Source organism: Allosphingosinicella indica, from assembly GCF_900177405.1.
GTDB classification, from domain to species: Bacteria; Pseudomonadota; Alphaproteobacteria; order Sphingomonadales; family Sphingomonadaceae; genus Allosphingosinicella; species Allosphingosinicella indica.
In genome coordinates this window covers 728,751-742,759 of the sequence record NZ_LT840185.1, presented here as the reverse complement: position 1 = coordinate 742,759, position 14,009 = coordinate 728,751, and the positions used below count along the sequence as shown (strand labels likewise).

Sequence of the window (14,009 nt, the reverse complement as noted above, 5' to 3'; positions counted from 1 at the left end):
GCCGCGCACGATGCCGCCCGCCGCTACGGGCCGCAAGGCTGTATTAGTGGCTTAACCCGGCCGCGCGCCGCCGCTCGAACCCCGCAAGCATTTCGCAGACCCAGCGGCCGGCGGTGAGCGCGGTGGTGTCGCTGACGTCGAGCGAAGGATCGAACTCGGTGAGATCGGCGACGCGCACGCGCGGCTCGGACGCGAGGTGGCGGACAGCGGCGAAGAACATGTCGGCACTCATGCCGCCTGGCCGCGCGCCCGGTGCGCCGGGGAGCTGGCCGCGGTCGATCACGTCGATGTCGAAATCGACCATCAGCGCTTCGCAGTGCTCGAGCCGCTCGATCGCTTCGTCGAGCACCGCGCGGATGCCGCGCACCTTGCAGTCGGTGATGGTGAAGACGCCGATCCCCGCCGCCAGCGCATCGCGGTGCATCTTGCCGGTATTGGCGAAGGGGGCGAGGCCGATCTGGCAGATGTTCGCGCCGGGGAGGCCGTCTTCGAGCAGGCAGCGCACCGGATTGCCGTTGCGCGGCCCCTGATCGGTCTCGCGGAGATCGAAATGCGCGTCGAGCGTGATGAGGCCGACTTTGTCGAGCGGCACGCCCAGGCCATGCGCGCCCGGCCGCGTCACCGCATTGTTGCCGCCGATTAGGAGCGTCAGCGCGTGATCCTTGGTGGCGGCGGTCACCGCGTCGCGGATCGCGTCGAAACCGTCGGCGGGCATCAAGCCCTTCACCGCCGCATCGCCGCGATCGACGATCGCCGTCGCGATCTCGCGGCCGGTCTCCAGATCGTAGGTGCTGAACCGCTTGAGCGCCTTGCGCACGGTCTCGGGGGCAAGGTCGCAGCGGCCAGGCGTCACCGATCCCGCATCCATCGGCGCGCCGAGGATCGCCACGTCGCCGCTTTCGCCGATCAGGTCGGCAATCGATTTCCATGTCGTCATGGCGCTCATTACAGCCGCTCGGGCCGCCGCGATCAACCGCCGTTGTCGCGGGAGGGGTGGGCACCTACACTCGGGCGATGGCCTTCCCTTTGCCCCAGCCGATGCGCATCGCGCTCGATGCCGCGCGCGACGCGGCGATTGGCGGCGAGGTGCCGGTCGGCGCGGTGGTGATGCTGGGCGATCGCGTGGTCGCGACGTCGCGTAACGCGATGCGCGGGCACACCGACCCCACCGCCCATGCCGAAATGGTCGCGATCCGCGCGGCGGCGGCGGCGCTCGGCACGTCGCGGCTCGACGATTGTGATCTGTGGGTGACGTTGGAGCCATGCGCGATGTGCGCCGGGGCGATCGCGCTGGCGCGGATTGGGCGGCTGTACTTCGCTGCCGCCGACCCCAAGGGCGGCGCGGTGCTGCACGGCCCGCGCCTCTTCGCCCAGCCGACCTGCCATCACGCGCCCGAGGTCTATCCCGGTATTGGTGAAGTCGAGGCGGCCGAACAGCTCCGCGATTTTTTTCGGGAACGGCGCTGATAAATCCTCCCCCGGCCAAGCCGGGGGAGGGGGACCGCGCGCAGCGCGGTGGAGGGGCATTCTGAGTCCGTATTGCCCCTCCACCATGCTGCGCATGGTCCCCCTCCCCTGCGCTTCGCACAGGGGAGGATCGATATCAGCCGCGCGGGTTTTCTAGCGGGACGATGCGGATTTCGACGCGGCGGTTCTCGGCGCGGCCTGCTTCGGTGCGATTGTCGGCGATCGGCTGCGAGAAGCCGAAGCCGCGCGTCGCGATGCGGTTCGACTGCACGCCGCGCGACGACAGATAATCGGCCACGCTGCGCGCGCGATTCTCCGAAAGCGTCTGGTTGTAGGCGGCGGCGCCGACATTGTCGGTGTGGCCGTAAACGTCAATTAGCGTCGACGGATAATCCTGCAGCGTGGCGGCGACGTCGTTGAGCGTCGGGCGGAACTGCGGCTGGATGTCGAACCGGTCGAAGGCGAAGGTCACGCCAGAGGGCATGTTGAGCACCAGCTCGTCGCCGTTGCGATCGACCTCGATGCCGGTGCCGGCGGTCTTGCGGCGCAGCTCCTGCTCTTGGCGGTCCATGTAAGCGCCGATCGCGCCGCCGGCGATCGCGCCGACGCCGGTGCCGATGATCCGCTCGGTGCGGTCGCGGCGCCCGCCGACCAGATCGCCGAGCAGATAGCCGCCGCCGGCGCCGATCGCCGCGCCGATCGCGGCGCGCGAGACGCGCTGCTCGCCGGTGTTGGGATCGGTGACGCAGGCGGTGGTGGTGAGAAGGGCCGCCGCGGCGGCGACAACGGAAAGACGCTTCGTAAGCATACGCATACCTCTTCGGAGATTGAATGTGCGGGATGGGAAGCCGATAGAACCCCCGTCGCGGGCCGCTTGTTCCGCCTGCGGCCTGAACGGCGGCTGTCCGTGGGCGGGTCCGAGAACGCGCGAAAAGATAATCGTTCACCCGCGCGAATTATCCGCTAAGAGAATCGTCAGCAGCCCATGCCGAGCGCGCCCTCTCCCTTTCCCTGGTTCGATGTCGTCATCATCCTGCTCCTCGTAGGATTGAACGGCCTCTTCGCCATGTCGGAGCTTGCCGTCGTCTCGGCACGCCGCCCGCGCCTCAAGGCGATGGCGAAATCGGGCAAGGCCGGCGCCAATGCGGCGCTCGCGCTCGGCGCCAACCCTGGCCGCTTCCTATCGACCGTTCAGATCGGCATCACGTTGATCGGCATCATCGCCGGTGCCTATTCGGGCGCCAGCCTCGGCGGGCCGACGGGCGAGCGGATCGCCGCGCTTGGCGTGCCTGCGGAGCTGTCGCGGACGCTGGGCCTTGCGGTGGTGATCGGTCTGACCACCTACGCGTCGCTGATCATCGGCGAGCTGGTGCCCAAACAGTTCGCGCTGCGCGCGCCGGAGCCCATCGCCTGCCTGGTCGCGCGGCCGATGCAGTGGCTCGCCAAGGCGACGGCGCCGCTGGTCTGGCTACTCGACAAGTCGAGCGGCGCGATCTTCCGCCTGTTCGGCCTCAGCCGCGAATCGGAAAGCAAGGTGACCGCGGAGGAACTCCACCTCGTCGTCGCCGAGGCGACTACGGCCGGTGTGCTCGAGGAAAGCGAACGCGCGATCATCTCCGGCGTCGTCCGCCTCGCCGATCGGCCGACGCGCGAGGTGATGACGCCGCGCACCGATGTCGACTGGATCGACGCCAGCGCCGATGCCGAGACGATCCGCCAGTGTCTGCTCGACACACCTCACAGCCGCCTGCCGGTCGCCGAAGGCTCGGTCGACCGCCTCGTCGGCGTCGTCCAGTCGCGCGACATCGTCGAGGCGTTGCTCGAAGGAAAGGCGCTCGATCTGCGCGAACTCATGCGCGAGGCGCCGGTGGTGCATGACCGCGCCGACGCGATGGACGCGCTGGTCGCGCTCCGCGCTGCGGAAGTGCCGATGGCATTCGTCCATGACGAATATGGCCATTTCGAAGGCGTGGTGACGCCTGCCGACCTTATGGCGGCGCTGGCCGGCGCTTTCGCCTCCGACACCGACATCGACACCGATCCGCCGCTCGTCGAGCGCGACGACGGGAGCTGGTGGGTGTCGGGGTCGGTCTCGGCCGACACGATGGCCGACGAGCTCGGCATCGATCTCCCCGGCGACCGCGATTACGCCACCGCCGCGGGGTTCGCGCTGTCGGTGCTGAAGCGGATTCCCGAAGTGGGCGAGCATTTCAATTTCGCCGGCTGGCGGTTCGAGATTTCGGACATGGACGGCCGCAAGATCGACAAGATGCTGGCCGCCGAAGTGGCCCGCAAGCGCCGTGCGTAACATCTGCGCGGACGGATTTTCGACATGACCTCAGGAGATTGCCGCTCATGCGCCTCGCCGCCCTGTTGCTCGCCTGCGCCGTCGTTCCGGCCATGACCGCGCCCGCCGCCGCCCAGACGGCCGCAAAATCCGCCGCCAGGTCGGCGCCCATCGCTTATCCCGAGACGCGGCGCAGCGACACGAGCGAGGTGCAGTTCGGCATCACTGTCGCCGATCCCTATCGCTGGTTGGAAGACGACGTCCGCGAGAGCGCGGCGGTCAAGCAGTGGGTCGATGCGCAGAATGTCGTCACCGACGCCTATCTCGCCAAGCTGCCGATGCGCGAGACCTTCCGCAACCGCCTCCGTGCGCTCTATGATTATGAGCGCTTCGGCGTACCCGAAAAGAAGGGCGGCCATTATTTCTACACCCGCAACGACGGCCTCCAGAACCAGGCGGTTCTCTACGTCCGCGACAGCATCGACGGCGCGCCGCGGCTGCTAATCGATCCCAATGGCTGGTCGAAGGACGGTGCCACGGCGCTCGCCGAATGGGTGCCGTCGTCTGACGGCAAGCTGCTCCTCTATTCGGTGCAGGACGGCGGCACTGATTGGCGGACCGTCAAGGTGCTCGACGTCGCGACCGGCAAAGACCGCGCCGATCTGGTCGAGTGGGTCAAATTCTCCAACCTCGCCTGGGCCAAGGACGGATCGGGCTTCTATTATTCGCGCTTTGCGGCGCCGGAGGAGGGCCAGAAATTCCAGGCGCTGAACGAGAACCAGCAGGTCTATTTCCACCGCCTCGGCACGCCGCAGAGCGAAGACCGGCTGATCTACGCGACGCCCGATCGCCCCAAGCTCGGCCACAGCGCCGAAGTCACCGACGACGGCCGCTGGCTGGTGATCACCAGCGCCGAAGGCACTGACGATCGCTACGAGATCACCCTCGTCGATCTGAGCCGTCCCGACGCCAAGCCGCGCACGCTCATCGCGGGGCTGGAGAACAATTGGACGCTCGCGGGCAACGAAGGCACGCGATTTTTCTGGATCACCAACAAGGACGCGCCGCGCCTCAAGATCGTGGCGATGGACGTCGCCGCGGCGAACCCGGTGCCGGCCGATCTGGTGCCCGAGGACAAGGCGACGCTGGACGGCGCGAACGTCGTCGGCGGCACGCTGATCGCCACCTATCTGGTCGACGCCAAGACCGAGGTTCGCCGCTTCGCGCTCGACGGCAAGCCGGCGGGGACGGTTTCGCTGCCCGGCATCGGCACGGCTGCGGGCTTCAAGGGCGATCCGGAGGACGGCGAGACCTTCTACGCCTTCACCAGCTTCGCGACGCCGACCGCCATCTACCGCTACGACGCCAAGAGTGGCCAGTCGCGCATCTGGGCCGAGCCCAAGGTGGCGTTCGACCCGGCCGATTATGACGTCCGCCAGGTCTTCTACACCTCGAAGGACGGCACCCGCGTGCCGATGTTCGTCGTCGCCAAGAAGGACGTCGGCAAGGGCGCGCCGACGCTGCTTTATGGTTACGGCGGGTTCAACATCTCGCTGACACCCGCCTTCTCGCCGACGCGGCTGGCGTGGATGGAGCAGGGCGGCGTGGTCGCGGTCGCGAACCTTCGCGGCGGCGGCGAATATGGCAAGGCCTGGCACGATGGCGGCCGCCTCCAGAACAAGCAGAACGTGTTCGACGATTTCATCGCCGCGGGCGAATATCTGATCCGCGAGGGCATCAGTGCCAGTGGCAAGCTCGCCATCCAGGGCGGCTCCAACGGCGGCCTTCTCGTCGGCGCGGTCGTCAACCAGCGGCCCGATCTCTTTGCCGCCGCGCTCCCCGCGGTCGGCGTGATGGACATGCTGCGCTTCGATCGCTGGACTGCGGGCCGCTATTGGGTCGACGATTACGGCTACCCCTCGAAGGAAGCCGATTTCCGCGCGCTCTACGCCTATTCGCCTTATCACAACATCAAGGGCGGTAAGGCTTATCCCGCGATCCTCGTCACCACCGCCGACACCGACGATCGCGTCGTGCCGGGCCACAGCTTCAAATATACGGCGGCGCTGCAGGCGGCGGACATCGGGCCGCAGCCGCACCTCATCCGCATCGAAACGCGCGCAGGCCACGGATCGGGTAAGCCGACCGACAAGATCATTGACGAATATGCCGACATGTGGGCGTTCATCGCCCAGCACACCGGCATGAAACCGGCGAAGTGAATGCCGCCGCGCCGCGCGTCGCCGCCGCAGGCGCGGTGCTTGTCGCCTTCGGCATCGTGCTCGGCGCGTTCGGCGCGCATGCGCTGAAGGCGCGGCTCGGGCCGGATGCGCTCGGCTGGTGGCAGACTGCGGTCGATTACCAGATATGGAACGCGCTGGGGCTGGTGGCGCTCGGCGCGATCCTCCGCCCAGCGCTACCAGCGGCGCTGATCGGCGTGGGTGTCGTTATCTTCTCCGGCTCGCTCTACCTGATGGCGCACACCGATCTCCGCTGGCTGGGCGCGGTGACGCCGCTCGGCGGGCTGCTGATGATCGCCGGCTGGACGCTCGCCGCGCTCCGCCTCGCGCGCGGCTAGAAAACGCTCGCCCGCGCTTCATCACATTCCTCGCAGCCCGTGCCGGGCGGGTGCAGGAAGATCAGCGGATCCGCCGCCACCTTCGCCGCGCCGATCCGCACCGCATCTGCAGCATCGAACAGCCGCGCGTGCGCATGACCGACCGGCCCTTCGGCCTGCAATCCCTGCCCGCGAAGCCAGCCGTCCATCGCATCGAATCCTTCGCAGCAATGGTCGTTCTCGCCATAATCGACGCGGCGGAGCATCCCGCCGTCCAGCAGCGTGAAGTGCCGCGGCACGCGATAGGGCGCGCCGCCGATCAGCTCGGCGAGATGCAGCATCGTGTTCGCATCATGCTTGCAGCCGATCAGCGCCACCTGCGCCCCGAGTTTGCGCATCACGTCGATGGCGCTCCCCGGCGCCGAAGGCGGCACCGTCCAGCGCGTGCCGACGATCTCGGCCGCGCGCGGCCCGATCGCGGCATAAGCCGAATAGTCTTCGCCGCGGAGCACCCCGCGCATGGACCGGAAATGTTCGGGCACCGCGCCCAGCCCCGGGTCCGCAGGCGTCGCTGCCGCATCGAAGGGGCGGTCGTCGTCGTTTCCGGCGGAGGGAAGCACCAGCGTGCCCTCTGGCCCGAGCGCCGCCCGCAGTGCCGCGATGAAGCCGTCGATCCCGCCTTCGATCGGGCGCACTGCGCGGAAGCCCGTGTGAACCAGCAATATGCCGCCTGCGCGAACGCCGAGAATGCGCAATTGATCGCTGACGGCGGCGATGGAGAATGGCTCGGCCATGCGCCGCTTTCGCCGGCCGGTGGTGCACACGCAAGCCGTTCATCAAAACAGCTGTAAATATGAACAACGGACGACGACGGGTTCAGCACCGACTCAACGCCGTTGCGGTAATTTCCTCGCAAGCTCGGCATTCGGCCCGGGCGCGTTTCGAGGAGATTGATCATGACCAGGTTCGTGAAAGGCCTCACCGGCGTCGCCGCTGCGGCCATGATGACGGTGACCGCTGCGGCCCCGGCCCAGGCCCAATATTACGACCGTTATTACAGCCGCGACCGTGGCGTCGATGCAGGCGCGATCATCGCCGGCGTTGCGGTGCTAGGCGGGATCGCGGCGATCGCGTCGGCGATCGGCAACGACGGTAATCGCTACGGCTATGACGCGCGCTACCGCTATCGCGACGATTATCGCAGCGCGGTCAACGCATGCGCCTGGAATGCCGAGCGCTACGGCCGCGTGCAGGTGCGCGATATCGAGCGGACCGGCGCCAATCGCTACCGGGTGCGCGGCACCGTGGATAGCGGCTACAACCGCTGGAACCACCGCGGCGATTATTTCACCTGCACCGCACGCAGCAACGGCCGGGTGACTAACTTCCGCCTCGGCTGAAGATACGAGATGCGGGCCGGAGCGATCCGGCCCGCGTTTTTCCTGGCGCAATGCCGATGGCGACAGGCCCGGCCTTGCCGCGATAGGCGGTTCTGCTTAACAGCCCGCCATGACAGTCCAGCCCACCGATTCCATCCTCATCGTCGATTTCGGCAGCCAGGTGACGCAGCTCATCGCGCGCCGCGTGCGCGAGGCCGGCGTCTACTCCGAGATCGCCCCCTTCAACGCCGCCGACGCCGCGTTCGACAGGCTCAAGCCCAGGGGCATCATCCTCTCCGGCGGCCCCGCATCGGTGACCGCGGAAGGCAGCCCGCGCGCGCCGCAGCGCTTCTTCGAGGCCGGGATCCCGATACTCGGCATCTGTTACGGCCAGCAGGTGATGTGCGAGCAGCTCGGCGGCAAGGTCGTCGGGGGGCAGGGCGAGGGCGAGTTCGGCCGCGCCTTCATCGATATCGAAGGGCAGAGCGCTCTGTTCGACGGCCTGTGGGGCGCCGGCGGGCGGCACCAAGTGTGGATGAGCCACGGCGACAAGGTCGCGACGCTCCCCGAAGGCTTCGCGCCCGTAGCCGTCTCCGAAGGCGCGCCTTATGCGGTGACTTCGGACGAGGCGCGCCGCTTCTTCGGCATCCAGTTCCACCCCGAAGTCGTCCACACGCCCGATGGCGGCAAGCTCATCGCCAATTTCGTCCGCCACGTCTGCGGCCTCGCAGGCGACTGGACGATGGCCGAATTCCGCAGCGCCAAGATCGCCGAGATCCGCGAGCAGGTCGGCGATAAGCGCGTCATCTGCGGGCTCTCGGGCGGCGTCGATTCCGCGGTAGCCGCAGTGCTGATCCACGAGGCGATCGGCGATCAGCTCACCTGCGTCTTCGTCAATCATGGGCTGATGCGCAGCGGCGAGGCGGAGCAGGTCGTCAGCCTCTTCCGCAATAGCTACAACATCCCGCTCGTCCATGTGGACGCGGAGGCGCTGTTCCTCGGCGGGCTCGCCGGCGTCACCGATCCGGAGGCCAAGCGCAAGTTCATCGGCAAAACCTTCATCGACGTGTTCGACGAGGAGGCGCGCAAGATCGGCGGCGCCGATTTCCTGGCGCAGGGCACGCTCTATCCCGACGTGATAGAAAGCGTCAGCTTCACCGGCGGGCCGAGCGTCACGATCAAGAGCCACCACAATGTCGGCGGCCTGCCCGAGCGGATGAACATGAAGCTCGTCGAGCCGCTGCGCGAATTGTTCAAGGACGAGGTGCGCGATCTTGGCCGCGAGCTCGGGCTGCCCGACGCCTTCGTCGGCCGCCACCCGTTCCCCGGCCCCGGCCTCGCCATCCGCATCCCGGGCGAAGTGACCAAGGAACGCTGCGACATATTGCGCAAGGCCGATGCCATCTATCTCGAGGAAATCCGCAACGCCGGCCTCTACGATGCAATCTGGCAGGCGTTCGCGGTGCTGTTGCCGGTCAAGACGGTCGGCGTGATGGGTGACGGGCGGACCTATGACAGCGTCTGCGCGCTCCGCGCTGTAACCTCCACCGATGGCATGACCGCCGACATCTACCCCTTCGACGCCGCCTTCCTCAGCCGCGTCGCGACGCGCATCGTCAACGAGGTCCAGGGCATCAATCGCGTCACCTACGACTACACGTCGAAGCCCCCCGGCACGATCGAGTGGGAATGAGCGGCCGGCTTATCCCAGAAGGCTGGTAGGGACTGCCGTTGCGGTGCCAGCCTCGGCGAGCCGTTTGTCGAGCGTAACCAAAGTGGCGCCATGCTCGGATGCGATGGCGAGGTGCAGCGCGTCGCCTGCACGAAGCCCGAGGGCGTGCTGATCGGCGAATTTTGCAGCGGTGCGGAAGTGCCGCCCGGTGATGCCGAAAACAGTGAAGCTGTCGGCGACCAGCCGGTTGAACATCGCAAGCACGGCGGCGCGCTGCTCCAGGTTCAATTCCCCCGTTCGCAGCTTGATCGCCATGGCAGACGACATTTCGGTGATGGTCCAGTCGCTGATGAAGAGTTGCGCAGGATCCTGCTCCGCCAGCCATGTCTGGACGCGCGGCGTCATCGCCTCGTTGCACAGCGCCGCGACGATAAGCGACGTATCGAGATAAAGCATCAATAGCGATCGCCATCGCGCAGCGACCGGACGAGATCGGCAGCCTTCTGAGTCTGCTTCGGCATCCTGTCTGTCAGCGATCGCAGCGAAGCAGCGTCGATTGGCTTTCGCGCTTGGTCGATAGTGGTCAGGCGCGCGACAGGCTTGCCGCGTCGAGTGATGTCGATCGAATCCCCGGCTTCCACCCGATCGACCAACTCGCTCAAATGCGCCTTCGCATCTGCCAGATTGACCACGTCCATGCCGATCTCCCGACTATCTAGATAGTCATATAGCAGCGACACCTTTGAAAATCGATCGTCACCCCATTTCGCATTGATACCCCGCCCTATCCGCGCAATCCTGCCGCGAAAGAGCAGGGGCGATTGCGATTATGGCGAGTGAAAGCGCGCGGCCGCGGCAGAGCGAGCGCAAGGTGGTGCTGGCCTCGTCGCTGGGCACGGTGTTCGAATGGTATGATTTCTACCTCTACGGCCTGCTCGCGACGATAATCTCCGCGCAATTCTTCTCGGGCGTCAACGAGACGACCGGGTTCATCTTCGCGCTCGCGGCGTTCGCGGCGGGCTTCGCGGTGCGGCCGTTCGGTGCGCTGGTCTTCGGCCGGATCGGCGACCTCGTTGGCCGCAAGAATACCTTTCTCGTCACTATGGCGCTGATGGGCCTCTCCACCTTCGCGGTGGGGCTGCTCCCCAATTACGCCAGCATGGGCGTCGCCGCGCCGGTCATCCTGGTGGTGCTGCGGCTGCTCCAGGGCCTGGCGCTCGGTGGCGAATATGGCGGCGCTGCGACCTATGTCGCCGAACATGCGCCGGAGGGGAAGCGCGGCTTCTTCACCAGCTTCATCCAGACGACGGCAACGCTGGGGCTGTTCGCGGCGCTGCTGGTGGTGATTGGCTGTCGCACCATGCTTGGCGAGGAGGCATTCGCGGCCTGGGGCTGGCGCATCCCGTTTTTGTTCTCGCTGCTGCTGCTCGTCGTGTCGCTCTGGATCCGCCTCCAGCTCGAGGAAAGCCCGGTCTTCGCGAAGATGAAGGCGGAGGGCGCGACCTCCAAGGCGCCGCTGACTGAAGCGTTTGCGCGCTGGGGGAACCTGCGCATCGTCCTCATCGCCTTGTTCGGCGCCGTCGCCGGGCAGGCGGTGGTCTGGTACACCGGGCAATTCTACGCGCTCTTCTTCCTCGAAAAGACGCTTAAGGTGGACGGCGGCACCGCCAACGTCCTCATCGCAATCGCATTGCTGATCGCGACGCCGGCCTTCGTGCTGTTCGGCTGGCTGTCGGACAAGGTGGGGCGCAAGCCCATCATCCTCGCCGGCTGCGCGCTGGCCGCGGTCACCTATTTCCCGCTGTTCGACGCGCTCGCCAAGGCGGCTAACCCAGCGCTCCACGCCGCGCAGGCGGCCGCGCCGGTGACGGTGCTGGCCGATCCCAAGAGTTGCTCGGTCCAGTTCGATCCCATCGGCCGCAACACCTTCGATCGCACCGGTTGCGACGTCGCCAAGTCGCTGCTCGCCAAGGCGGGCGTCAATTACAGCAATGCAGATGCGGCCTATGCCTCGGTTCGCGTAGGCAGCGAGAGCATCGCCTGGGCGGGCGATGCGCCGGCATTCCGTACCGCCATCGAGGGCGCTCTCTCCCGCGCGGGTTATCCCGCGAAGGCCGATCCCGCGGCGGTGAACAAGCCGCTCGTCGTCGCGATCCTCACCTTGCTCGTCCTTTATGTAACGATGGTCTACGGCCCGATCGCCGCGCTGCTCGTCGAGCTGTTCCCGGCGCGCATCCGCTATTCGTCGATGTCGCTGCCCTATCATATCGGCAACGGCTGGTTCGGCGGCTTCCTGCCGACCACCGCCTTCGCGATGGTCGCGGCGACCGGGAACATCTATTTCGGCCTGTGGTATCCGATCGCGGTGTGCGCGCTCACCGTCGTGGTCGGGCTGATCCTGCTGCCGGAGACCGCCAAGCGCCGCCTCGCGGACTAGGTGTAGGCGATCATCCGGCCAAGCGTCCCGACGGTCAGCCACAGGAGCAGCGACAGCAGCGCCATGCCGCGCGCCGCGAAGGGCAGATCGCGCGCGCCGCGGTCGATCCGCCGCTGCCACAGCCAGCGGAACAGCAAGGCATTGGCTAGCGCGAAGCCTATCAGCACCAGCTTGCGCAGAAACACGTCCGATCCCGCGAGTGCGGTCGCATCGGCGGCGAACATCACCGCGCCGCTGGGCACCATCAGCAACAGGCCGAAGATCGCGATCGGCGTCAGCGCGCGCGAAAGCGGCGCGAGCGGCAGCGTGCGGAACGCGCCGGCGACGCGCAGATCGACGATGCCGATCCCGCCGACCAGCATTACCAGCCCGAGCAGATGAACGACGTTCGCCAGCGGATAGGCGAGCGACGATCCGCTCGACCAGACGCCGAAATCCGACGCCTGCGCCGCCGCGGCGAATGTCGCGAAGTCGCTCATCGACGTTCCCCACTGTTCCCCGGCGAAAGCCGGGGCCCAGCCGCTGTCTTCTGGGCGATGTCTGGTGCTGGACCCCGGCTTTCGCCGGGGCACAAAACGGTCCGCGTCACCCTCGCGCTCAGCGCAGTTCGACCGTTTTGTTGCCCACAATCACCCGCTCGATCCGCATCTCGGCGGCGCCGTCCTTGCGCGGGTAGCCGACCAGCGTGACCTTGCTCTTCGGCCCCAGCATCGCCTGCGTGAGCCCGCGCGCTTCCATTCGCGTGGTCGGCGCCAGGATCACGTCCCAGGTCTTGCCCTGCCACGCGACCTTGGCGGTGCCGTGCGGATTGCCCCAGGTGACCGCGCTCAGCGGCGCGGTGACGCGCAACGTCTTGGTCGCGTCATAGGAGCTCCAGCCGTGGTGGGCGAAGGCGGCGGCGGGCAGGGCGACCAGCCCCAACGCGGCCAGTTTGAGCGATCTCATCATCTCGGCATCTCCTCGTTTCGGTGCGAACAACGCGTCGGGCGCTGCGCCTTTCCCTTGTCATCCAGGGCCTCTATATGAGGCGCCATGTCCGTACGTCCGTGGCGCGATATCGCGCGCCGTCCCTCGCGCCAGATCATGGTGGGCAACGTCCCCGTCGGCGGTGACGCGCCCGTCACCGTCCAGACGATGACCAACACGCCGACCTCGGACGCGAAGGCGACGATCGATCAGATCCGCCGCTGCGAGGAGGCGGGTGTCGACATCATCCGCGTCTCCTGCCCCGATGTCGAGTCCACCGCCGCGTTGGGCCAGATCGTCCGCGCCGCGCGTGTGCCGATTGTTGCCGACATCCATTTCCACTACAAGCGCGCGCTGGAGGCGGCGGACGCGGGGGCCGCCTGTCTGCGCATCAACCCCGGCAACATCGGATCGGCCGAGCGGGTCAGGGAGGTCGTCAACGCCGCCAAGGCGAACGGCTGCGCGATCCGTATCGGCGTTAACGCCGGCAGCCTCGAGAAGGATCTGCTCGAGAAATACGGTGAGCCGTGCCCCGAGGCGCTGGTCGAAAGCGCGCTCGATCACATCCGCATCCTCCAGGATCACGATTTCCACGAATATAAGGTGGCGGTGAAGGCGTCGGACGTTTTTCTCGCTGTCGCCGCCTATCAGCAACTTGCCGAAGCGGTCGATTGTCCGCTGCACCTCGGCATCACCGAGGCGGGCGGCTTCGTCGGCGGCACGGTCAAGTCGGCGATCGGCATCGGCTCGCTGCTCTGGTTCGGCATCGGCGACACGATCCGCGTCTCGCTCTCCGCCGAGCCCGAGGAAGAGGTCCGCGTCGGCTTCGAGATCCTGAAGGCGCTCGGCATCCGCAACCGCGGCGTCCGGGTGGTGAGCTGCCCGTCCTGCGCGCGGCAGGGCTTCGACGTGATCCGCACCGTCCAGACGCTTGAGGAACGGCTCCAGCACATCCGCACGCCGATGAGCCTCTCGGTGCTCGGCTGCGTCGTCAACGGCCCGGGCGAGGCGCGCGAAACCGACATCGGCATCACCGGCGGCGGCCAGGGAAAGCATATGGTCTATCTCTCCGGCGTCACCGATCATCACGTCCGCGACGCGGATATGGTCGATCATATCGTCCGGCTGGTCGAGGCGAAGGCGGCGGAGATCGAGGCCGCGCAAATCGACTCTCCCATCGCCGCGGAATGACGCTGTTTGTCATCCCCGCGCAAGCGGGGACCCCGTCCCTCCGCGCGCAGCGC

The 14,009-nt window shown here is 67.1% G+C and carries 15 protein-coding genes; 8 read left to right on the top strand and 7 right to left on the bottom strand.

Annotated features, from left to right (window positions below):
* Nucleotides 1–43: 43 nt before the first annotated feature.
* Nucleotides 44–937, bottom strand: coding sequence for an arginase family protein (locus B9N75_RS03795; RefSeq protein WP_197685130.1), 894 nt, complete (start codon nt 935–937; stop codon nt 44–46).
* Between the two features lie 101 nt (nt 938–1,038).
* On the opposite strand from B9N75_RS03795, the gene B9N75_RS03790 reads away from it, so the two are divergent.
* Nucleotides 1,039–1,467, top strand: coding sequence for a nucleoside deaminase (locus B9N75_RS03790; RefSeq protein ID WP_172840799.1), 429 nt, complete (start codon nt 1,039–1,041; stop codon nt 1,465–1,467).
* A gap of 136 nt (nt 1,468–1,603) precedes the next feature.
* Here the strand turns inward: B9N75_RS03790 and B9N75_RS03785 are convergent, their stop codons facing one another.
* Nucleotides 1,604–2,281, bottom strand: coding sequence for a YiaD family glycine zipper/OmpA-like lipoprotein (locus B9N75_RS03785; RefSeq protein ID WP_085217598.1), 678 nt, complete (start codon nt 2,279–2,281; stop codon nt 1,604–1,606).
* 171 nt (nt 2,282–2,452) lie between these two features.
* Here B9N75_RS03785 and B9N75_RS03780 point away from each other — a divergent pair, with 171 nt between their 5' ends.
* Genes B9N75_RS03780 through B9N75_RS03770 form a run of 3 tightly spaced genes read left to right on the top strand, consistent with a single transcriptional unit; the run spans nt 2,453 to nt 6,332 of the window.
* Nucleotides 2,453–3,775 (top strand): hemolysin family protein, encoded by a 1,323-nt coding sequence (locus tag B9N75_RS03780; protein WP_085217597.1) that lies wholly within the window; start codon nt 2,453–2,455, stop codon nt 3,773–3,775.
* Nucleotides 3,776–3,822: 47 nt separating this feature from the next.
* Nucleotides 3,823–5,976: a prolyl oligopeptidase family serine peptidase gene (locus B9N75_RS03775; RefSeq protein ID WP_085217596.1), complete on the top strand. Its 2,154-nt coding sequence runs from the start codon at nt 3,823–3,825 to the stop codon at nt 5,974–5,976.
* Complete coding sequence (locus tag B9N75_RS03770) at nt 5,973–6,332, top strand: DUF423 domain-containing protein (protein ID WP_085217595.1); 360 nt, start codon at nt 5,973–5,975, stop codon at nt 6,330–6,332. The genes B9N75_RS03775 and B9N75_RS03770 overlap by 4 nt, the downstream gene beginning before the upstream one ends.
* On the opposite strand, the gene B9N75_RS03765 is transcribed toward B9N75_RS03770, so the two are convergent.
* Entirely contained in the window at nt 6,329–7,105 is a 777-nt protein-coding gene (locus B9N75_RS03765; protein WP_085217594.1) for an AAC(3) family N-acetyltransferase, read from the bottom strand. The two genes, B9N75_RS03770 and B9N75_RS03765, sit on opposite strands and share 4 nt — an antisense overlap.
* A 162-nt stretch (nt 7,106–7,267) precedes the next feature.
* Between B9N75_RS03765 and B9N75_RS03760 the strand changes: the two genes are divergently transcribed.
* Both B9N75_RS03760 and guaA read left to right on the top strand, forming a co-directional pair.
* Nucleotides 7,268–7,711, top strand: coding sequence for a hypothetical protein (locus B9N75_RS03760; protein WP_085217593.1), 444 nt, complete (start codon nt 7,268–7,270; stop codon nt 7,709–7,711).
* A 109-nt stretch (nt 7,712–7,820) separates the two neighbouring features.
* Complete coding sequence (guaA, locus tag B9N75_RS03755; protein ID WP_085217592.1) at nt 7,821–9,383, top strand: glutamine-hydrolyzing GMP synthase; 1,563 nt, start codon at nt 7,821–7,823, stop codon at nt 9,381–9,383.
* Between the two features lie 9 nt (nt 9,384–9,392).
* Here guaA and B9N75_RS03750 read toward each other — a convergent pair whose 3' ends face one another.
* Nucleotides 9,393–9,818 (bottom strand): type II toxin-antitoxin system VapC family toxin, encoded by a 426-nt coding sequence (locus tag B9N75_RS03750; protein ID WP_085217591.1) that lies wholly within the window; start codon nt 9,816–9,818, stop codon nt 9,393–9,395.
* Nucleotides 9,818–10,102 carry a type II toxin-antitoxin system Phd/YefM family antitoxin gene (locus B9N75_RS03745; protein ID WP_244552417.1) on the bottom strand — a complete coding sequence of 95 codons (285 nt, stop codon included), beginning with the start codon at nt 10,100–10,102 and terminating at the stop codon, nt 9,818–9,820. Before B9N75_RS03745 ends, B9N75_RS03750 begins: the two co-directional genes overlap by 1 nt.
* An 89-nt stretch (nt 10,103–10,191) precedes the next feature.
* Here B9N75_RS03745 and B9N75_RS03740 point away from each other — a divergent pair, with 89 nt between their 5' ends.
* Nucleotides 10,192–11,799, top strand: coding sequence for an MFS transporter (locus B9N75_RS03740; protein ID WP_085217589.1), 1,608 nt, complete (start codon nt 10,192–10,194; stop codon nt 11,797–11,799).
* On the opposite strand, the gene B9N75_RS03735 is transcribed toward B9N75_RS03740, so the two are convergent.
* The gene (locus B9N75_RS03735) at nt 11,796–12,278 is read right to left on the bottom strand and encodes a hypothetical protein (protein ID WP_197685128.1); all 483 of its coding nucleotides are present in this window, start codon (nt 12,276–12,278) and stop codon (nt 11,796–11,798) included. The genes B9N75_RS03740 and B9N75_RS03735 overlap by 4 nt on opposite strands.
* A 118-nt stretch (nt 12,279–12,396) precedes the next feature.
* On the bottom strand, nt 12,397–12,747 hold the full coding sequence (locus tag B9N75_RS03730; RefSeq protein ID WP_172840798.1) for a DUF6152 family protein: 351 nt from the start codon (nt 12,745–12,747) through the stop codon (nt 12,397–12,399).
* 84 nt (nt 12,748–12,831) lie between these two features.
* Between B9N75_RS03730 and ispG the strand changes: the two genes are divergently transcribed.
* Nucleotides 12,832–13,956, top strand: a complete 1,125-nt coding sequence (ispG, locus tag B9N75_RS03725; RefSeq protein WP_085217588.1) for a flavodoxin-dependent (E)-4-hydroxy-3-methylbut-2-enyl-diphosphate synthase — start codon at nt 12,832–12,834, stop codon at nt 13,954–13,956.
* Nucleotides 13,957–14,009: the final 53 nt, after the last annotated feature.

Excerpts from the sequence above, each read along its gene's own strand:
- guaA (WP_085217592.1), top strand. The coding sequence starts at position 7,821 with ATGACAGTCCAGCCCACCGATTCCATCCTCATCGTCGATTTCGGCAGC.
- B9N75_RS03740 (WP_085217589.1), top strand. The coding sequence starts at position 10,192 with ATGGCGAGTGAAAGCGCGCGGCCGCGGCAGAGCGAGCGCAAGGTGGTG.
- ispG (WP_085217588.1), top strand. The coding sequence starts at position 12,832 with ATGTCCGTACGTCCGTGGCGCGATATCGCGCGCCGTCCCTCGCGCCAG.
- B9N75_RS03795 (WP_197685130.1), bottom strand. The coding sequence starts at position 937 with ATGACGACATGGAAATCGATTGCCGACCTGATCGGCGAAAGCGGCGAC.
- B9N75_RS03730 (WP_172840798.1), bottom strand. The coding sequence starts at position 12,747 with ATGATGAGATCGCTCAAACTGGCCGCGTTGGGGCTGGTCGCCCTGCCC.
- B9N75_RS03765 (WP_085217594.1), bottom strand. The coding sequence starts at position 7,105 with ATGGCCGAGCCATTCTCCATCGCCGCCGTCAGCGATCAATTGCGCATT.
- B9N75_RS03785 (WP_085217598.1), bottom strand. The coding sequence starts at position 2,281 with ATGCGTATGCTTACGAAGCGTCTTTCCGTTGTCGCCGCCGCGGCGGCC.
- B9N75_RS03750 (WP_085217591.1), bottom strand. The coding sequence starts at position 9,818 with ATGCTTTATCTCGATACGTCGCTTATCGTCGCGGCGCTGTGCAACGAG.
- B9N75_RS03760 (WP_085217593.1), top strand. The coding sequence starts at position 7,268 with ATGACCAGGTTCGTGAAAGGCCTCACCGGCGTCGCCGCTGCGGCCATG.
- B9N75_RS03790 (WP_172840799.1), top strand. The coding sequence starts at position 1,039 with ATGCGCATCGCGCTCGATGCCGCGCGCGACGCGGCGATTGGCGGCGAG.
- B9N75_RS03775 (WP_085217596.1), top strand. The coding sequence starts at position 3,823 with ATGCGCCTCGCCGCCCTGTTGCTCGCCTGCGCCGTCGTTCCGGCCATG.
- B9N75_RS03735 (WP_197685128.1), bottom strand. The coding sequence starts at position 12,278 with ATGAGCGACTTCGCGACATTCGCCGCGGCGGCGCAGGCGTCGGATTTC.
- B9N75_RS03780 (WP_085217597.1), top strand. The coding sequence starts at position 2,453 with ATGCCGAGCGCGCCCTCTCCCTTTCCCTGGTTCGATGTCGTCATCATC.